The organism is Streptomyces sp. A012304, assembly GCF_026008495.1.
In the GTDB taxonomy this organism is placed as follows: domain Bacteria; phylum Actinomycetota; class Actinomycetes; order Streptomycetales; family Streptomycetaceae; genus Streptomyces.
On sequence record NZ_BQUN01000116.1, the window covers coordinates 1 to 18,004 of the forward strand.

An 18,004-nucleotide genomic window follows, 5' to 3' on the forward strand; every position below is an offset into this window, starting at 1 on the left:
CAGCGCCGATGGTACTGCAGGGGGGACCCTGTGGGAGAGTAGGACGCCGCCGAACAAACTTTGAAGAAAGCCCCGTACCGGGTTCACCGGTACGGGGCTTTCCGCATGCCCGGGGACGCTCGGGCGGCCGGCGATTTGGCCGTAACCCATCGTTGACATGGGCACACCACACCCCTACCTTCGACACCGTTTGGAAAGCGCTTTCTAACCGGGGAGGTACTCATGAGATCGTCCTCGTTCACGCTGGCTCTGGCCCTTCTGCTCGGTGCGCTGGGGAGCGGTGGGGTCGCGTCCGCGGAAGGGGCGGGTTCGGCGGCGGTGTCGGCCGAGACGGCTCCGACCGGCTTCGCCGCCGTCAACGCGCTCGGGCAGAACGGGACCACGGGCGGCGTCGGGGGCCCGACCGTCACCGCCACCACCTCAGAGCAGTTTCTGCAGTACATCGACACGGTCGGGCCGATGACCATCAAGGTCCAGGGCACGATCGACATCACCAGCAAGCAGGGCGTGCGCCCGAACAAGACCATCGTCGGGGTCGGTTCGTCGGCCGTGATCAATGGTGGCGGGCTCGATTTCTACCGCTCGTACAACGTCATCGTGCGCAATATCAAGTTCACCAACGCCGAGGACGACGCCGTCAACATCGGGCAGCAGTCGCATCACATCTGGATCGACCACAACGAGTTCGTCGCCCCCGTCGACGGCGCGCTCGACATCAACCGGGCGGCCGAGTACGTCACCGTGTCCTGGAACTGGTTCAACAAGACCGACAAGAACATGCTGATCGGCCATTCGGACGGCAACGGCAGCCAGGACGCCGGCAAGTTGAAGGTGAGCATCCACCACAACTTCTTCGACGGGTCGAAGCAGCGGAACCCCCGTGTGCGGTTCGGTGAGCCGGTGCATGTGTACAACAACTACTACCGGAACAACGAGTTGTACGGGATCGCGTCGACGATGAACGCCGGCGTGCTGGTCGAGGGGAACTACTTCGAGAACGTCGCCCACCCCTGCTACTCGGCCAGTGGGTACGCGGACTCGGGGCCGGGCCGCCTGGTGCAGCGCAACAACCAGTTCGTCAACTCGGGGGCCTGCGAGACCAACGGCAGTGTGTCCGAGCCGCGGACCTTCTACTCGTACACGCTGGACCCGGCGGCCAACGTGCCCTCGCTGGTGCGGGCCGGGGCGGGTGTCGGAAAGATCGGCGCGTAGAGCCGCACGGCCGGCGCGGTCCTCGGCGGTCGTCATGGCCCGGTCGGCATTCCCCGGCCGGGCCCGTGATCCGCGGTCTAGGGTCTGATCATGCGCTATGACCTCGTGATCTTCGACAACGATGGTGTCCTCGTGGACAGTGAGCCCATATCCAACCGGCTGCTGGCCGCCTATCTGACCGAGCTCGGGCATCCGACGTCGTATGAGGAGTCCATCCGGGACTACATGGGGTCGGCGATGCATCGGATCCATGAGCTCATCGAGGAGCGGACGGGGCGGCGGCTGCCGGCTGAGTTCGACGACGTCTTCCACGGGCGGGTGTTCGCGGCCTTCGAGCGGGAGCTGGAGCCGGTGCCGGGTGTGGTCGGGGTGCTGGAGAAGCTGGCCGCGGACGGGGTGCCGTACTGTGTTGCCTCCTCCGGGAGCCATGAGCGGATTCGGGTGGGGCACCGGACGACCGGGCTGGACCGGTGGTTCGAGGAGGCGCGGGTCTTCAGCTCGCAGGATGTGGGGAGGGGCAAGCCGGCTCCCGATCTCTTTCTGTACGCCGCGGAGCGGATGGGCGTGGCGCCGGAGCGGTGTGTCGTCGTCGAGGACAGTCCGCTGGGAGTGCAGGCGGCCGTCGCCGCGGGGATGGACGTATACGGGTTCACCGCGATGACGCCGGCCGCGAAGCTCACGGGTGCGGACGAACTCTTCGTCGGCATGGGCGAGTTGGTTGACCTGCTGCTGTGAGAGCGGAGCCAAAGATGAGGGAAATTCATCTTTGGCTCGATCTATCCAGGCGTACGCCGGGGCCCTACGCTCGCCGCCATGACAGAAGTGCTTCGGCGCGGCAGGGCCTCGTTGGCGTTCAGCTTCTTCGTGCAGGGCGTGGCCTTCGCCCTGCTCGTGACCCGGATCCCGGCCATCCAGGACCGGTACGGGGTGTCTGACGCGCTGCTGCCCGCCTTCCTCGCCGCGGTGCCCGTCCTGGCCGGCGTCGGGAGTGTGGCCACCGAGCAGCTGGTGAAGCGGATACCGCCCAGCGGAGTGCTGCGCTGGTCCCAGCCGGTCGTGCTCCTGGCGCTGCTCGGTGTGGGGGTCGGGGAGCGGATGGTCGAGCTGGGGATCGCGTTGGCGGTGTTCGGGCTCGCCGTGGGGGCGCTGGACGCCTCGATGAACATGCTCGGGGTGAGTCTTCAGCGGGCGTACGGCCGCAGCATCATGCTCGGTTTCCATGCCGCGTACAGCCTGGGCGGGATCCTGGGGGCCTCGCTGGCGTGGGCGGGGGCGCACTGGGAGCTCGCGCTGTGGGTGTCGTATCTGCCGGTGGTGCTGGTGCTGCTGCCGGCGGCGCTGGTCGGGAGCCGGTGGTTCGTGGACGGGGACGGCGGGGCGAAGGCGGAGGCCGTGGGGGAGACGGTGCCGAGGGAGGGGGCCGTCGTCTTCAAGGTGCTGTTGCCGTTGTGTCTGGTGATGACGTTCGCCTACATCGGGGACTCGACCGTCTCCAACTGGAGCGCGAAGTATCTCCAGGACGTGCTGGGCAGCAGTGAGCAGCTGGCCACCGTCCCGTACAACGTCTACATGGTGACCACGCTGCTCGGGCGGGCCCTCGGGGACTTCGGGGTGCGGCGGCTCGGCGCCGTGACGGTGGTGCGGGTGGGGGCGTTGCTGGCGGGGCTGGGGTTCGCGGTGGTGGCCGTCGCTCCGGGGGCCTGGGTGGGGATGGCCGGGTTCACGCTGGTCGGGCTGGGGCTGTGTGTCGTGGTGCCGCAGACGTTCGCCGCGGCGGGGCGGCTGTTCCCGGGGGCGTCGGACGCGGCGGTCGCCCGGTTGAATGTATTCAATTATGTGGGCTTTTTGATCGGTTCGCCGTTGGTGGGGACGTTGGGGGACGCCTGGAGCTACCGCGGGGCGATGGTGGTGCCGATGGTGTTGGTGCTGGTGACGTTGGTGTATGCCCGGTCGTTCGATCGTCAACCGGACCGATACGGTGTCGGGCATGAGCGGCCGCGCACAGCTGATGTGGGACGAGGCAGTAACGGGCTATGACTTCGGGCCGGACCATCCGATGGATCCGGTCCGGCTGGAGCTGACCCGGAAGCTGGTGTCCGCCCTGGGACTGGACCGGGAGGTGGACGTCGTGTCCGCCAAGCCGGCCGGGGAGTCGACGCTGCGGCTCGTGCACCGGGAGGACTACATCGAGGCCGTGAAGGCGGCGTCCGCCGATCCGGGCGCGGCGGACACGTCGTACGGGCTCGGGACGATGGACGATCCGGCCTTCGCCGGGATGCACGAGGTGTCCTCGCTGATCGCCGGGCTGTCGGTCGGGGCGGCGGAGGCGGTGTGGCGCGGGGAGGCGCTGCACGCGGTGAACTTCTCGGGCGGGCTGCACCACGCGATGCCCGGGGGCGCGGCGGGTTTCTGCGTCTACAACGACGCGTCGCTCGCGATCGCCCGGTTGCTGGAGCTGGGCGCCGAGCGGGTCGCGTACGTGGATGTCGACGTGCATCACGGGGACGGGGTGCAGGCGGCGTTCTGGGAGGACCCGCGGGTGCTGACGATCTCGCTGCACGAGCATCCCCGGACGCTGTTCCCGCAGACCGGGTGGCCGGAGGAGACGGGGGCGGACACCGCGCAGGGGTCGGCCGTGAACGTCGCCCTGCCGGCCGGGACGGGGGACGCGGGGTGGCTGCGGGCGTTCCACTCCGTGGTGCCGGAGCTGATCGCCGATTTCCGGCCGGATGTGCTGGTGACCCAGCACGGGGCCGACACACACTTCGAGGACCCGCTGGCCCATCTCGCGGTGTCGCTGGACGCGCAGCGGGCGGTGCAGGTGGCCTGCCACGAGTTGGCGCACGAGCACGCCGGGGGGAAGTGGGTCGCGCTGGGCGGGGGTGGATACGCGGTGGTCGACGTCGTGCCGCGGTCGTGGGCGCACCTGGTGGGGGTGGCGGCCGGGGCGCCGGTGGCGCCGGAGACGGTGATTCCGGAGTCGTGGCGGCGGGAGGTGTTCGCCCGTACCCGGCAGCTGGGTCCGGGGCGGATGACGGACGGGCGGTGGCCTGTGGGGTGGCGGGGCTGGGAGGAGGGGTACGACCCCGCCGACCGGGTGGATCAGGCTGTGCTGGCCACGCGGCGGGCGGTGTTCCCGCTGCGGGGGCTGTTGGCGTAGTAAACCGGGCGGCAGCGGACGGGCCGATCTTCGCGATCCTCCGCCGTGAGGTGCCCCCGCTTACGCCGACCGTGCCCCCTTCCCCCGTTCTCCTGGCGCTCCCCGCCCCCGTCCGTCAGCATCGCTGGGGTGTGGAGTGGGCGTGGGGCCCTGCGGGGTCATCTGGTGGCGGTGGGGCTGTCGGGGGTGGTGGGGACCTGCCGGGAGGAGAGTCTGCGGAGCTATCGGCTGTTCGCTGCTCGGGATCCTCGGGTTCTGCTCGGAATCGATCCCGAAGGGGCCTGGGGCTTACGTGACGTGATCGCACTGATGGCGCGCAAGTGTGGGGTTTCGGCCGATCCTGGGTGTGTTTCCGGGCATGATGTGATCGATCCGGAGCGGACCCTCGCCGCCCTGGACGCCTTCGCCGGACGGCTGGCGGCGGTCGCCCGGCGTGGCGCGCCCGTGCTGCTGGGGACCGGGCATCCGCACCGGCTGATCGGGTTCTACGGCGCCCTGGCAGACGCGTTGTCGGCGGCGGGATGTGCTGTCCTCACCCCGGCGCAGGGTCGCTGTGTCGACATAACGACCCGGTTCGGTCTACGCACGCACACCCTGGACTACGTCCGAGGTGTCGGGTTGGTGCGGGATTCCGAGGTCGGGCGCCCCGGTTGTGCGACCGGTGCGCACTCGCATTCGCCCCTCCCGGTTCGACTGGCGCTGGCGGCGGCGGAGGAGGCCGGCGGGCCGTTGCCCGAGCTGGTGATCGGGGACCACGGGTGGGTCTGCGGAGCAGGTCAGCTGGGGTTCGAGGCCATCGGCCTGGCGGACACCGACGATCCCGCACCCTTCGTGGGGGAGGCAGAGGGGCTTCTCTCCGTCGTCGTTCCACTTGATGATGGCGTGCGGTCCGATCACTACCTGCCACTGACCCGCTACGTACTCAATCGGGCGTGTCTGTCACAGTAGGCCGCCGATGGGTGCACCTCTTCCCCACTCGCATCACCCGCCCCTACATTGGGGAGTGAGCACGCAGCGACGAAGAGTCACCGGAAGGGGAAGCCGGTGGCCGTCGAGTCGAGTGCGGAAGGTTCAGGTGTGTCATGGCTGCTGGCGAGAGGCCTCTGAACGAGGTTCAGTTCCTTACCGTGGCGGAAGTCGCCTCGGTGATGCGAGTGTCGAAGATGACCGTGTACCGCTTGGTGCACAGCGGTCATCTGCCCGCGATCCGGGTGGGGCGGTCCTTCCGCGTCCCGGAGCAAGCGGTTCACGAATACCTCCGCGAGAGCTACGTGGGGGTGGAAACCGCCTGACGACAAGGGCGGCCGGGGCCCGGCAACAGCAGTACAGGGCACGTCCGGGCCCCTTCCGCCCCCTCGATTACGTCCCTCAGCGCTCGGGCGGGTAGGCTAGCCCCTCGTAGGTCGTATGGGCCCATGGCGCCCAGCACCGAGTGATGAGAAGTGAGCGAGGGTAGTCGTGGGCTCTGTTATCAAGAAGCGGCGCAAGCGGATGGCCAAGAAGAAGCACCGCAAGCTGCTGAAGCGCACGCGCGTTCAGCGTCGCAACAAGAAGTAAGTTCGCGACGCGAGCCGCGAGAGCGTCGTGTGGCCCCCCACCGGACACCGGTGGGGGGCCACACGTATGTCCGGGGCGCGTGCGGCGGGCTGAACTCCGGTCGTATGACGGGACAGCCGCGGCGGGCGGACCGGTCGTAGGACCGCGCGACGCGTCATGTCGTGCGTCGGGCGGTCGTCACAGCGCACGGTCGACCCGCTAAGTTGGCCCGCAGACGGGGAACGCGGCAGGGTGACCAGTGCGAGACCGAGAGCCGGACCTAGTGCGGAAGGAAGGCGCTGATCTTGGGCAAGGTCGTGCTCGTGACCGGAGTGGCCCGTCAGCTCGGGGGCCGGTTCGTACGACGGATCCAGCGGGACCCCGAGGTCGATCGGGTGATCGCCGTGGACGCCGTGCGGCCCGAGCACCATCTGGGCGGTGCCGACTTCATCCAGGCCGACATCCGGCAGCCCACCATCGCGCGGGTGCTCGCCGAGACCGGCGCCGACACCGTCGTCCACCTGGACGTGACGGCCACCGCGCTGGGCAGCGGCAGCCGGGCTACGGTCAAGGAGACCAACGTCATCGGGACGATGCAGCTCCTCGGCGCCTGCCAGAAGTCGCCGAGCGTGAAGCGGCTCCTGGTGAAGTCCAGTACGAACGTCTACGGGTCCGCGCCCCGTGACCCGGCCGTGTTCACCGAGACCACACCCGCCAAGTCGCTGCCCAGCGGCGGCTTCGCCAAGGACACCGTGGAGGTCGAGGGGTACGTGCGCGGGTTCGCCCGGCGGCGGCCCGACGTCGCGGTGTGCGTGCTGCGGTTCGCCAACATCCTCGGGCCGACCGCGGAGACCCCGCTCGCCTCGTACTTCTCGCTGCCGGTGCTGCCGACCGTGTTCGGCTACGACCCGCGACTTCAGTTCGTGCACGAGGACGATGTGATCGAGGTGCTGCGCATCGGCGCGCACGAGCCGCGGCGCGGCACGCTCAACAGCGGCACCTTCAACATCGCCGGCGACGGAGTGCTGCTGCTGTCGCAGTGCTCGCGGCGGCTCGGGCGGCCCACCGTGCCGCTGCTGCTGCCCGCCGTCACCTGGGCCGGCTCGCTCGTGCGTACGCTGGGCATGACGGACTTCTCGCCCGAGCAGATCCGGCTGCTCACCCACGGCCGGGTCGTGGCGACGGACCAGATGCGCGAGACGCTGGGATTCACGCCGCGGTACACCACCGCGGAGACCTTCGCGGACTTCGCACGCAGCCAGGGGCCGGGTCTCCTGCCCCCCGAGGCCCTTGCCGGGGCCGTCGACCGGATCGCCGCGCTGCCCCTCGCGGGCGGCGGCCACCCCCCGACGCAGAGCGCCAACTGAGGAGCGCAGCAACGATGGCGGACGCCAAGGTCATTCCGTTCGACGACGACCGGTCCCGTGGGGGCGCCGTACAGCGGCCGTCGCGGCGCCGGAGCGCGGGGAGCAGGCGCGGCGGCAACGGCGAGCCGGCGCCGGTCCGTGAGATCGGTGAGGCCGGTGAGGTCCAGGCCCTGCCCACCAGGGCCGTTCCGCAGGATGATGATCCCGTGACCGGTACGGGTGAGCAGCAGCCGCGCGAGAGCGAGGGCCGCAGTGGTCTGGAGCGGCGTGTCGCGGGCGGGCTGGCCTTCCTGCGCCGCCGGCTCACGGGCGACTACGAGGTCGACGACTTCGGCTACGACGAGGAACTCACCGACCAGGTCCTGATGTCGCTGCTGCGGCCGGTGTACGAGAAGTACTTCCGGGTCGAGGTGAAGGGCATCGAGAACATCCCGGCCGAGGGCGGCGCGCTGATCGTCGCCAACCACTCCGGGACGCTGCCGCTGGACGGGCTGATGATGCAGGTCGCCGTCCACGACCAGCACCCGGCGGGCCGTCACCTGCGGCTGCTCGCCGCCGATCTGGTCTTCGTCCTGCCCGTCGTCAACGAACTCGCCCGCAAGCTCGGCCACACCCTGGCCTGCGCCGAGGACGCCGGACGGCTGCTGGGGCAGGGTGAGCTGGTCGGGGTGATGCCGGAGGGCTTCAAGGGCATCGGGAAGCCCTTCGGGGAGCGCTACAAGCTCCAGCGGTTCGGGCGGGGCGGCTTCGTCTCCACGGCCCTGCGGCAGGGCGCTCCGATCATCCCCTGCTCGATCGTCGGGGCGGAGGAGATCTACCCGATGATCGGCAACGCCAAGACGCTCGCCCGGCTCCTCGGCTTCCCGTACTTCCCTCTGACGCCGACCTTCCCCTGGCTCGGGCCGCTCGGGGCGATTCCGCTTCCGACGAAGTGGACGATCCAGTTCGGGGAGCCGATCCCGACGGACGGCTATCCGCCGGAGGCGGCGGAGGACCCGATGCTGATGTTCAACCTGACGGACCAGGTGCGCGAACAGATCCAGCACACGCTGTACAAGCTGCTGGTGCAGCGACGGTCGGTGTTCTTCTAGCGGCGGTACGGCGATGGGGGCGCCCCTCGTGGGAAGGGCGCCCCCATCGCCGTACGAGCGGGGCGGCTAGGGCGTGTCCTCGCTGTCGATGCCCAGGCCGGGCAGCAGGCCCGGGAGGAGGGGCGGGAGCGTGACGTCCGGCTCGCGGGTCGGGCTCTTGCTCGTGGACGGGGAGGCGCTGTCGGCGTCCTGGGGCGGGTCGAGCAGGCCGCCGGTGTTGCCGCCGAGCAGGCCGTCGTCGCCGGTGCCGGTGGAGGACGACCTGCTGGGGTCGCCGCTGCTGTCCTCGGTGCGCTGGGCCTCCGCGGAGCCGCCACCGCCGGTGCCGGGTGTGTCGGCGTGGCCGGTGTCGGCGGTGCCGGTGGACGCCGGGCCGGAGCCCGGTCCGCCGCTGCCGTCACCGCCGCCGCCCTGGGCCGGGGCCTTTGGCAGCAGCGACTGGAGCGGGGCCACTTCTTGGTCTATGGCGTCGAAGACCGACGAGACCTCGCGACTGACGTCGCCGAGCTGGACGGGCAGCTTGGCGCGCAGCGCGCCCCAGGCGTCGCGGTGCGAGCGCGAGAAGGCGGACAGGGCCTGGATGGGGCCCAGGGAGTCCGGGTCGCGTTCGTACGCCGCGTGCAGCAGCCGGTGGCCCTCGGAGGCGTCGTGGCGCACGCCGGACAGGGCGCGGCGGATCTCGCCGAGGGACTCGTGGTCGAGGTGGGCGCCGCCGCGGCCGCGCTCCATGAGCCGACGGGCCTCGCTGAGCCGGGTGGAGGCCTGGTCGAGGTAGCCCTTGCCGCGCTCGCCGTCGCCCTCGGCGAGGTAGGTGAGCTTGAAGTCCTCGATGCCGCGCTTGAGGCCGTACAGCGAGTCGCCGGGCAGGGCGTCGGAGCTCGCGGCTGCGACTCCGCCGAAGGCGCCCGCGGCGACGCCGACGCTGAGGCCGCCCGCGGTCAGGCCCTTGGCGAGCCGTGTGCGTGGTCTGAGCTTGCCCAGCGGGGTGGCCCGGTGGGCGCCCCGCGCGCGGCCCGAGCGTTGTTCGGGTACGGATGCGTCCGTCGCCTCGCCCGCGGTGCCCGCCTGCAGCATGGCCTCCATCGCGGCGACCAACTGGGCGCGCTGGACGACCTTGACCTCCGGGTCGAGCTCCGGCTTGGGCAGCTCGGCGAGACTCGTCGCGAGGGCCAGGAGGCGGCCCTGCTCGGTCTGGTCCGCAGCGGCCGGGGCCGGTGCCGATCCTTCGGACTGCTCGGCCGCCGTGCCCCGGTCGGACTGTTCCTCCAGGGCCTGGGCGAAGGCGTTCGCCCGCCGGTGCGCCGATACGTTCGCGATCACTGGCGGCACCTCCTCTCGTCATGACGGTCGACTCCCCGGGGGTCCTGAGGGTTGCACGCCCTCGACCGGTCCACACGATCGAGTGATCGGGGTCGGTCGAGGTGTGACCGCAGGGAGCCTGTATCCCGCACAACGACTGGCGCGGCACTTGGGTTACGGACTGCGGACGATCGGCTGGGGAGGTCAACAATCTTTCACTGAACGTGAGTTGGTGTTGCCGAGGGTAGGCGGGGCGGGCGGGGTCAGCGCGCGTCGTCCGGGAGGAGACGGGCGAGGGTGCGGACGGCGCGGTACTGGAGGGTCTTGATGGCGCCCTCGTTCTTGCCCATCACGCGCGCGGTCTCGGCGACGGACAGGCCCTGGAGGAAGCGGAGGGTGACGCACTCCTGCTGCTGGGGGTTGAGACGTCGTACGGCGTCCAGGAGGGCGGCGTTGGAGAGCGACTCCAGGACGGAGTCCTCGGGGGAGCGCTCGACCTCGTTGGCGTCGAGCATCTCGCCGGTGGTGACCTCCAGGCGGAAACGGCTGGACTTGAAGTGGTCGGCGACGAGGTTGCGGGCGATGGTGACCAGCCAGGCGCCGAAGTCGCGGCCCTGCCAGGTGAAGGTTCCGATGCGGCGCAGGGCGCGCAGGAACGTCTCACTGGTGAGGTCCTCGGCGGTCGCCTTGCCGCCGACGCGGTAGTAGATGTAGCGGTAGACCGTGTCGCTGTACTGGTCGTACAGCCGGCCGAAGGCGTCGGCCTCGCCGGCCTGGGCCCGTTCGACGAGGTCCATCATGCGGGCGCTGTCGCTGTCGGCGGCCGGCCGGCGGGCGGTGGCGGCGCCGGCACCGCGTCCTCGTCTGCCGACCGCGGCGGTGCCGTCGGCCAGTGCGTAGCACGGGCCCGCCGGCGCGCCGGCGAAGGCGGGGACGGCGTACGCGGTGGGGACGAAGCCGCGCAACAGGTCGCGGGCCGTAGCGACCGTTGCGCGCAGCGTAGCCAGGCCCGAGGCGTCAACCCCGACGTGTGGGTACACGAGACTCCCAGAGGCAGAGCTTCCATCACGTGCAGTGCGGGACCGTTCACCCGTCGTAGCGACGGAGAGGTACCGGTTTGCGTCTGAGGAGAATAACGCTTCGTGCAGGCGCTGCTACGCCCAGTTGCTCAAATCATCGATTGCGTCGCTTCTGTGGCCGATTGACGCTCGATCAAGTTGCGGAGGGTGACCGTTTGTTGATCGGAAGAGTTCGAGTTTCGTGTCGGTCCAGGGCGTGTTGTGGCGGTGCGCGGACAAGGGGGAGTGGAGTGGGGATTGCGGGGGTACGACGATTGGATTGGTCAGTTGGTAGGGCATGGCGCGGCGTCGTCCGGCGGGCGTGGACATGGCGCGGCGTCGTCCGGCGGGCGTGGGCATGGCGCGGCGTCGTCCGGTGGGCGCGCTGAAGAAGGGTGTGACCGGCCGCGGCTGACGGGAGGGGGCGGCGGGGCCTGGGGGAGGGTCAGCGGCGGAGGGTCAGCGGCGTCGGCGGTGGAGGGCGATGGCTGCCGCCGTGCCGCCGGCCACCGCGCCGACGCCCGCCGCGGCGGGGATGCCGACCTTGGCGGCCTTGCGGCCCGTGCGGTAGTCGCGCAGGCGCCAGTCGAGGTCGCGGGCGTGCTTGCGCAGCTTGGCGTCCGGGTTGATGGCGTAGGGGTGGCCGACGAGGGAGAGCATCGGGATGTCGTTGTGCGAGTCGCTGTAGGCCGCGCAGCGGCTCAGGTCCAGGCCCTCCGCCGCGGCCAGGGCGCGTACCGCCTCCGCCTTCGCGGGGCCGTGCAGCGGCTCGCCGACCAGCTTGCCCGTGTAGACGCCGTCGACCGACTCCGCGACCGTGCCGAGGGCGCCGGTCAGGCCCAGGCGGCGGGCGATCACCTGGGCGATCTCCACGGGGGCCGCTGTGACCAACCACACTTTCTGGCCGGCGTCCAGATGGGCCTGGGCGAGGCCGCGGGTGCCGGGCCAGATGCGTTCGGCCATGTACTCGTCGTAGATCTCCTCGCCGATGGACTGGAGCTCGGCGACGCGGTGGCCCTTGACGATGGACAGCGCCGAGTCGCGGGCGTCCTGCATGTGCTCGGGGTCCTCGACGCCCGCGAGGCGGAACCAGGCCTGCTGCCAGGCGAACCTGACCAGGTCCCGGGTCTCGAAGAACTTGCGTTTGTACAGGCCACGGCCGAAATGGAAGAGGGCGGCGCCCTGCATCACCGTGTTGTCGAGGTCGAAGAAGGCGGCGGCCTTGTCGTCGCCGAGGACCGGGAACACCGGTTCCTCCGAGGGCTTGACGACCTCGGAGACCTCGGTCTCCTGCGACTGCTTGCGCGCTGCCTCCGCCGAGGCCTCGCCTGCCAACACGCTCCGCGCCGTGGCGGAGCGCCTACGGGGAGTGAGCCATCCGAGAGCGGCCATGGCGTGAGCATAGCCAGTCTGTTCGGTGGTTCCCCGGTGGTGAGGTTTGAACGGTGTGAACTCTCTGCGGCCGTGTCGTTAAAGAGGACGTCGAGGAAGCCGGGGAAGACATCTGGGAGGGGCGCTCGCGGCGCGCGAGAATGGCTGACATGAGTCCCCTCTTCCGCCGGAAGGGCCCAGCCCCGCAGGACCGGCTCGTGACGTTGATCGGCAAGCCCGGGTGTCATCTGTGCGACGACGCGCAGGCCGTGATCGAGAAGGTGTGCGGTGATCTCGGCGTGCCGTGGGAGAAGCGGGACATCACCGAGGACCCCCGGTTGCACGACCAGTACTGGGAGCAGATCCCGGTCGTACTCGTCGACGGCGAACAGCACACCTTCTGGCGCGTGAACGAGGAACGGCTGCGCAGGGAACTGTCGGCGACGTGACAGGGAACTGACCGGACAGTCCAAGTGTTCCGAAAAGTCGCTTAGGATCGACGGCGAACAGGTCTCGGGGGCGGGATTCGTGAGGAGAGTGTGCGGTTTTGCCCCCGACAACCAAGGAGCGCGGGCGCGAGTGCGCCGGTTCCCCGCGAATGCGCGGGGGGCGCGTGACCCCGGTCACGTTGGCCGGGCAAAACGGACACCATCTTTGTGCACGCGTTCACAAAGACATAGCCTGCATTCGACGGGGCGGTCTGGGGACGTATGACCGCCTGCAGCCCCGCTCTACCCGCAGGAGCACCGTGGCAACTGGCCGAACTCACCGACCGGCGACCCGCAGCCGAGGGATTCCCGAGGCCACCGTCGCCCGGCTTCCGCTGTACCTCCGCGCGCTGACCGCACTGTCGGAGCGCTCGGTGCCCACGGTCTCCTCCGAGGAGCTCGCGGCCGCCGCGGGGGTCAACTCCGCGAAGCTGCGCAAGGACTTCTCCTACCTGGGCTCCTACGGCACGCGGGGTGTCGGTTACGACGTCGAGTATCTCGTCTACCAGATCTCCCGTGAGCTGGGGCTCACCCAGGACTGGCCGGTTGTGATCGTCGGTATCGGTAACCTCGGCGCCGCCCTGGCCAACTACGGCGGGTTCGCCTCCCGTGGGTTCCGGGTCGCCGCGCTGATCGACGCCGACCCCGCGATGGCCGGCAAGCCCGTCGCCGGGATCCCGGTCCAGCACACCGACGACCTGGAGAAGATCATCCAGGACAACGGCGTGTCGATCGGTGTCATCGCCACCCCGGCCGGCGCCGCCCAGCAGGTCTGCGACCGGCTCGTCGCCGCCGGCGTCACCTCCATCCTGAACTTCGCGCCGACCGTGCTGTCCGTCCCCGAGGGCGTCGACGTGCGCAAGGTCGACCTCTCCATCGAGTTGCAGATCCTCGCCTTCCACGAGCAGCGCAAGGCCGGGGAGGAGTCCGCGTCCGAGGCGGCCGTGCCGGCCGTGGCCGCGAGCCGTGAGGACACCACCGACCAGGGGCCCGACGGGGACGTTCCCGCCGTGATGCCGGCATGAGCCTCCTCGTCGTCGGGCTGAGCCACCGCAGCGCCCCGGTGAGCGTCCTGGAGCGGGCCTCGCTCTCCGCGGACGCCCAGTCGAAGCTGCTCCAGGACACGGTCGCCGCCGAACCGGCCGCCGAGGCCGCCGTCCTCGCCACCTGCAACCGCATCGAGCTGTACGCCGACGTGGACAAGTTCCACGCCGGTGTCGCCGAGCTGTCCACGCTGCTCGCCCAGCACAGCGGGGTCGGCCTGGAGGAACTCACCCCCTACCTGTACGTCCACTACGAGGACCGGGCCGTCCACCATCTGTTCTCGGTGGCCTGCGGGCTGGACTCGATGGTCGTCGGCGAGGGCCAGATCCTCGGGCAGATCAAGGACTCGCTGGCCCGGGCGCAGGAGCTGCACACCGCCGGACGGCTGATGAACGACCTGTTCCAGCAGTCCCTGCGGGTCGGCAAGCGCGCCCACTCCGAGACCGGGATAGACCGCGCCGGGCAGTCGCTGGTCACCTTCGGCCTGGAGCAGCTGGCGCGCGGTACCGACGTGCAGAGCTGGGTGCGCGGCAAGAAGGCGCTGGTCATCGGCGCCGGGTCGATGTCCTCGCTGGCCGCCGCGACGCTGGCGCGCGCCGGGGTCGCCGAGGTCGTCGTCGCCAACCGCACCTTCCACCGCGCCGAGCGGCTGGCGCGGATCCTCACCGAGGCCGACGACACGGACGTCATGGCCCGGGCGGTCCCGATGGAGTCGGTGCCCCAGGAGCTGACACGTGCTGACGTCGCCGTCTCCTGCACGGGCGCGACCGGCCTGGTGCTGACGGCGGAGGCGGTCGCGACGGCCGTCGAGGGCCGTACCGGAGCGCCCGTCGCCTTCGACGAGGAGCCGCCCGCGGACGTCGTCACGCCGCTGCCGCCGACCTCCGTCGGCACCGACGAGGGCTGCCCGCTGGACCTGTCGGCGGTGCAGCAGCCCGGCTTCTCCGTGATGGGCGAGGCCGCCGTGGCCGGCATGGACGCGGCGACGCTGGAGCAGCACGCCGCGTGGGTCGACAACGCGACGGTGGACCGCCGTACGGCCGCCCGGCGCAGCCCGGAGGCCGAGGCGGAGCTGATCACCGCGCTCGCCGCGACCGTCGCCACCGTCGGCCGCATCCCCGAGCGGCGTAGGCCCGAGCCGGTCACCGTGCCCGTACGGCCGGAGCCGGTGCTGTTCCTGCTGGACCTGGCGATGCCCCGGGACGTGGACGCGGCGGCGCACCGGCTCGCCGGGGTCCGGCTGGTGGACATCGAGTCGCTCGCCGAGGCCTCCGCGGACGCGCCGATGGCGGCCGATGTGGACCAGGTGCGGCGGATCGTCTCCGACGAGGTCGCCGCGTTCGGCGCGGCGCAGCGGGCCGCGCACATCACGCCGACCGTGGTCGCGCTGCGCGCCATGGCCGCCGACGTCGTCGCGAGTGAGATCGCCCGGCTGGACGGGCGGCTGCCCGGCCTGGACGACAGGCACCGCGCCGAGATCACGCAGACCGTGCGACGGGTCGTCGACAAGCTGCTGCACGCGCCGACCGTGCGGGTCAAGCAGCTCGCGGCCGAGCCCGGCGGCGCCGGATACGCGGACGCGCTGCGGACCCTGTTCGACCTCGACCCCGAGACGGTGGCGTCCGTCTCCCGCGCCGAGGACAGCACCGAGAAGAACCCAGAGAACCGAGGGCCGGCATGAGTACCAAGGCACTGAGGCTGGGGACCAGGCGCAGCAAGCTCGCCATGGCCCAGTCGGGGCAGGTGGCGCAGGCCGTGAGCCGGGTGACCGGGCGGCCCGTCGAACTCGTCGAGATCACCACCTACGGCGATGTGTCCCGCGAGCACCTCGCGCAGATCGGCGGCACGGGCGTCTTCGTCACCGCGCTGCGGGACGCGCTGCTCAGGGGGGAGGTCGACTTCGCGGTTCACTCGCTGAAGGACCTGCCGACCACGCAGCCGGAGGAGCTGGTCCTGGCCGCCGTACCGGAGCGCGAGGACCCGCGGGACGTGATCGTCGCCCGGGACGCGCTGAAGTTCACCGACCTGCCGCGCGGGGCGCGCATCGGTACGGGTTCGCCGCGCCGCATGGCGCAGCTGAACGCGTACGCGCGGGCCCACGGGCTGGACATCGAGACGGTACCGATCCGCGGGAACGTCGACACGCGGATCCGGTACGTGCACGACGGCGAGCTGGATGCCGTGGTGCTGGCCGCCGCCGGACTGAACCGGATCGGCCGCAGCGACGAGGTGACCGACTTCCTGTCGGTCGACACGGTCCTGCCCGCCCCTGGCCAAGGGGCCCTGGCGATCGAGTGTGCCGCGGGCGACGCGGACCTGATCGCGGCGCTCGGCGCGCTCGACGACCCGTTCACACGGGCCGCCGTGACCGCCGAGCGGTCACTGCTCGCCGCCCTGGAGGCCGGTTGCAGCGCCCCTGTGGGCGCGCTGGCCGACCTCCTGGCCGACGGGCAGATTGTCAAGGAAATGCGCCTGCGCGGCGTCGTCGGCACCACCGACGGCACCCGCACGGTGCAGTTGTCCACCACCGGTCCCGTGCCCGAGACGCACGACCGGGCAATGGCGCTCGGTCGCGAACTCGCCGCCGAGATGCTTGCCCAGGGCGCGGCCGGTCTGATGGGGGAGCGAGCACATTGAGCCCCACCGCCCTTCCTGCCGGCCTCGAACACGGGCACGTCACCTTCCTGGGTGCCGGACCCGGGGATCCGGGACTGCTGACTCTGCGCGCCGTGGAGGCGCTGGCCAACGCGGACGTCCTCGTCGCCGAGCACGAGGTGCTCGACGTCGTGCGGACGCACGCCAGGCCGGGCGTCGCCGTGGTGAACGCGGATCCCTCGTCGGACCCGCTTCCGGCCACGGTCACGCCTCACCCGACGGTCGTTGACGGCGCGTCAACAACCGCTGGGATCCCCGCGGTGCGGGATGCCGCACATCTTGTCATGGAGGCCGCGCGGGGCGGCAGGCGGGTCGTCCGTGCGGTGTCCGGGGACCCGGGACTGGATACGTACGCGGCGGCGGAAATGCTCGCGTGCGCGGCGGCCGGTGTGCCGTTCGAGGTCGTCCCCGGGGTCGCGGCCGCCGTGGGCGTGCCCGCCTACGCCGGTGTGCCGCTGCGGGACGCGCAGGGCGCGGACGTCCGGTTCGTGGACGCGCGGACGGCTTCGGACCGGTGCTGGACCGAGGTCGGGGCGTCGGACGGGACGGTCGTCGTCTCCACGACCCTCGACTCCGTCGCGGCCGCCGCCGGTGAGCTGGTGTCCGCCGGGCGCAAGCCCGATACGCCGATGACGGTGACGGTCGCCGGTACGACGACCCGCCAGCGGACGTGGACGGCGACCCTCGGCACGATCGCGCAGACGCTGAAGCAGGCGAAGGTGCTGCCCTCGCCGGAAGGCGGCCGGCCGGTGATAGCCGTGGTCGGTGAGCGTTCCGCCCCCGCCCAGCGCGACCAGCTGGCGTGGTTCGAGTCCAAGCCGCTGTTCGGCTGGAAGGTGCTCGTGCCGCGTACCAAGGAGCAGGCGGCGTCGCTCTCCGACCAACTGCGGTCCTACGGCGCCGTGCCGCACGAGGTGCCGACGATCGCCGTCGAGCCGCCGCGGACGCCCCAGCAGATGGAGCGGGCCGTGAAGGGGCTCGTCACGGGCCGGTACGAGTGGATCGCCTTCACCTCGGTGAACGCGGTCAAGGCCGTGCGGGAGAAGTTCGAGGAGTACGGGCTCGACGCTCGTGCCTTCGCCGGTATCAAGGTCGCCGCGGTGGGCGAGCAGACCGCCAAGGCGCTGATCGCCTTCGGTGTGAAGCCGGACCTGGTACCGAGCGGGGAGCAGTCGGCCGCCGGGCTGCTGGAGGACTGGCCGCCGTACGACCCGGTCTTCGACCCGATCGACCGGGTGTTCCTGCCCCGGGCCGACATCGCCACGGAGACGCTCGTCGCCGGGCTGATCGAGCTGGGCTGGGAGGTGGACGACGTCACGGCCTACCGGACCGTGCGGGCGTCGCCGCCGCCGGCGGAGACCCGGGAGGCGATCAAGGGCGGCGGGTTCGACGCGGTGCTCTTCACGTCGTCGTCCACCGTGCGGAACCTGGTGGGCATCGCCGGGAAGCCGCACAACGTGACGGTGATCGCCTGTATCGGTCCCGCCACCGCCAAGACCGCGGAGGAACACGGGCTGCGGGTGGACGTGATGGCCCCGGAGCCGTCCGTGCACAAGCTGGCCGAGGCGCTGGCCGACTTCGGGCTGCGCCGACGGGCCGCCGCGCTGGAGGCGGGGGATCCGGTGACGCGGCCGAGTGAGCGCAGGCCGGGGGCTCGGCGGCGTCGGGCCACCTGAGGGCATGACCGTCGGCGTGTGCGTGCCGCCCCGAGCGGCACGCACAC

Annotated in this window: 17 protein-coding genes; 14 read left to right on the plus strand and 3 right to left on the minus strand. The window is 71.0% G+C overall.

All coding sequences use genetic code 11. From position 1 onward, the window contains the following. Window positions 1-222 precede the first annotated feature (222 nt). From ALMP_RS30845 to ALMP_RS30885, 9 genes are all read left to right on the plus strand, one after another. Window positions 223-1,212 (plus strand): polysaccharide lyase family 1 protein, encoded by a 990-nt coding sequence (locus ALMP_RS30845; protein ID WP_264934198.1) that lies wholly within the window; start codon window positions 223-225, stop codon window positions 1,210-1,212. 90 nt (window positions 1,213-1,302) lie between these two features. After that, window positions 1,303-1,947 (plus strand): HAD family phosphatase, encoded by a 645-nt coding sequence (locus ALMP_RS30850; RefSeq protein ID WP_264934200.1) that lies wholly within the window; start codon window positions 1,303-1,305, stop codon window positions 1,945-1,947. Window positions 1,948-2,025: 78 nt separating this feature from the next. After that, window positions 2,026-3,249 carry an MFS transporter gene (locus ALMP_RS30855; RefSeq protein ID WP_264934202.1) on the plus strand — a complete coding sequence of 408 codons (1,224 nt, stop codon included), beginning with the start codon at window positions 2,026-2,028 and terminating at the stop codon, window positions 3,247-3,249. Further along, entirely contained in the window at window positions 3,200-4,372 is a 1,173-nt protein-coding gene (locus ALMP_RS30860; protein WP_264934203.1) for an acetoin utilization protein AcuC, read from the plus strand. Before ALMP_RS30855 ends, ALMP_RS30860 begins: the two co-directional genes overlap by 50 nt. A gap of 129 nt (window positions 4,373-4,501) precedes the next feature. Beyond that, the gene (locus tag ALMP_RS30865; protein ID WP_264934205.1) at window positions 4,502-5,320 is read left to right on the plus strand and encodes a phosphatase; all 819 of its coding nucleotides are present in this window, start codon (window positions 4,502-4,504) and stop codon (window positions 5,318-5,320) included. A gap of 134 nt (window positions 5,321-5,454) precedes the next feature. Then, window positions 5,455-5,664: a helix-turn-helix domain-containing protein gene (locus ALMP_RS30870; protein ID WP_093781815.1), complete on the plus strand. Its 210-nt coding sequence runs from the start codon at window positions 5,455-5,457 to the stop codon at window positions 5,662-5,664. A 166-nt stretch (window positions 5,665-5,830) separates the two neighbouring features. Continuing rightward, window positions 5,831-5,929 carry a 30S ribosomal protein bS22 gene (locus ALMP_RS30875; RefSeq protein ID WP_003948845.1) on the plus strand — a complete coding sequence of 33 codons (99 nt, stop codon included), beginning with the start codon at window positions 5,831-5,833 and terminating at the stop codon, window positions 5,927-5,929. Between the two features lie 284 nt (window positions 5,930-6,213). After that, window positions 6,214-7,275 carry an NAD-dependent epimerase/dehydratase family protein gene (locus ALMP_RS30880; protein ID WP_264934383.1) on the plus strand — a complete coding sequence of 354 codons (1,062 nt, stop codon included), beginning with the start codon at window positions 6,214-6,216 and terminating at the stop codon, window positions 7,273-7,275. 14 nt (window positions 7,276-7,289) lie between these two features. Then, window positions 7,290-8,366: a lysophospholipid acyltransferase family protein gene (locus ALMP_RS30885; protein WP_264934384.1), complete on the plus strand. Its 1,077-nt coding sequence runs from the start codon at window positions 7,290-7,292 to the stop codon at window positions 8,364-8,366. A gap of 66 nt (window positions 8,367-8,432) precedes the next feature. Here the strand turns inward: ALMP_RS30885 and ALMP_RS30890 are convergent, their stop codons facing one another. From ALMP_RS30890 to ALMP_RS30900, 3 genes are all read right to left on the minus strand, one after another. Then, window positions 8,433-9,686 carry a DUF5667 domain-containing protein gene (locus ALMP_RS30890; RefSeq protein ID WP_264934386.1) on the minus strand — a complete coding sequence of 418 codons (1,254 nt, stop codon included), beginning with the start codon at window positions 9,684-9,686 and terminating at the stop codon, window positions 8,433-8,435. A 242-nt stretch (window positions 9,687-9,928) separates the two neighbouring features. Beyond that, window positions 9,929-10,705 carry an ECF subfamily RNA polymerase sigma factor, BldN family gene (locus ALMP_RS30895; protein ID WP_264934388.1) on the minus strand — a complete coding sequence of 259 codons (777 nt, stop codon included), beginning with the start codon at window positions 10,703-10,705 and terminating at the stop codon, window positions 9,929-9,931. A gap of 477 nt (window positions 10,706-11,182) precedes the next feature. Then, window positions 11,183-12,115 carry an HAD family phosphatase gene (locus ALMP_RS30900; RefSeq protein ID WP_264934390.1) on the minus strand — a complete coding sequence of 311 codons (933 nt, stop codon included), beginning with the start codon at window positions 12,113-12,115 and terminating at the stop codon, window positions 11,183-11,185. 140 nt (window positions 12,116-12,255) lie between these two features. Between ALMP_RS30900 and ALMP_RS30905 the strand changes: the two genes are divergently transcribed. The 5 genes from ALMP_RS30905 to ALMP_RS30925 all read left to right on the plus strand — a co-directional run bounded on the left by ALMP_RS30905 (window position 12,256) and on the right by ALMP_RS30925 (window position 17,957). Then, window positions 12,256-12,543, plus strand: a complete 288-nt coding sequence (locus ALMP_RS30905) for a glutaredoxin family protein (RefSeq protein ID WP_264934392.1) — start codon at window positions 12,256-12,258, stop codon at window positions 12,541-12,543. A gap of 299 nt (window positions 12,544-12,842) precedes the next feature. After that, the gene (locus tag ALMP_RS30910; protein WP_264934395.1) at window positions 12,843-13,607 is read left to right on the plus strand and encodes a redox-sensing transcriptional repressor Rex; all 765 of its coding nucleotides are present in this window, start codon (window positions 12,843-12,845) and stop codon (window positions 13,605-13,607) included. Next, window positions 13,604-15,307 (plus strand): glutamyl-tRNA reductase, encoded by a 1,704-nt coding sequence (locus tag ALMP_RS30915; protein ID WP_264934397.1) that lies wholly within the window; start codon window positions 13,604-13,606, stop codon window positions 15,305-15,307. Before ALMP_RS30910 ends, ALMP_RS30915 begins: the two co-directional genes overlap by 4 nt. After that, window positions 15,304-16,263: a hydroxymethylbilane synthase gene (gene hemC, locus ALMP_RS30920; protein ID WP_264934399.1), complete on the plus strand. Its 960-nt coding sequence runs from the start codon at window positions 15,304-15,306 to the stop codon at window positions 16,261-16,263. Before ALMP_RS30915 ends, hemC begins: the two co-directional genes overlap by 4 nt. After that, window positions 16,260-17,957 carry a bifunctional uroporphyrinogen-III C-methyltransferase/uroporphyrinogen-III synthase gene (locus tag ALMP_RS30925; RefSeq protein WP_264934401.1) on the plus strand — a complete coding sequence of 566 codons (1,698 nt, stop codon included), beginning with the start codon at window positions 16,260-16,262 and terminating at the stop codon, window positions 17,955-17,957. Before hemC ends, ALMP_RS30925 begins: the two co-directional genes overlap by 4 nt. The last annotated feature ends 47 nt before the right edge of the window (window positions 17,958-18,004 follow it).

Coding starts and splice junctions, on each gene's coding strand:
- ALMP_RS30845 (WP_264934198.1), top strand. CDS start 223: ATGAGATCGTCCTCGTTCACGCTGGCTCTGGCCCTTCTGCTCGGTGCG.
- ALMP_RS30850 (WP_264934200.1), top strand. CDS start 1,303: ATGCGCTATGACCTCGTGATCTTCGACAACGATGGTGTCCTCGTGGAC.
- ALMP_RS30855 (WP_264934202.1), top strand. CDS start 2,026: ATGACAGAAGTGCTTCGGCGCGGCAGGGCCTCGTTGGCGTTCAGCTTC.
- ALMP_RS30860 (WP_264934203.1), top strand. CDS start 3,200: ATGAGCGGCCGCGCACAGCTGATGTGGGACGAGGCAGTAACGGGCTAT.
- ALMP_RS30870 (WP_093781815.1), top strand. CDS start 5,455: ATGGCTGCTGGCGAGAGGCCTCTGAACGAGGTTCAGTTCCTTACCGTG.
- ALMP_RS30885 (WP_264934384.1), top strand. CDS start 7,290: ATGGCGGACGCCAAGGTCATTCCGTTCGACGACGACCGGTCCCGTGGG.
- ALMP_RS30900 (WP_264934390.1), bottom strand. CDS start 12,115: ATGGCCGCTCTCGGATGGCTCACTCCCCGTAGGCGCTCCGCCACGGCG.
- ALMP_RS30905 (WP_264934392.1), top strand. CDS start 12,256: ATGGCTGACATGAGTCCCCTCTTCCGCCGGAAGGGCCCAGCCCCGCAG.
- ALMP_RS30915 (WP_264934397.1), top strand. CDS start 13,604: ATGAGCCTCCTCGTCGTCGGGCTGAGCCACCGCAGCGCCCCGGTGAGC.
- hemC (WP_264934399.1), top strand. CDS start 15,304: ATGAGTACCAAGGCACTGAGGCTGGGGACCAGGCGCAGCAAGCTCGCC.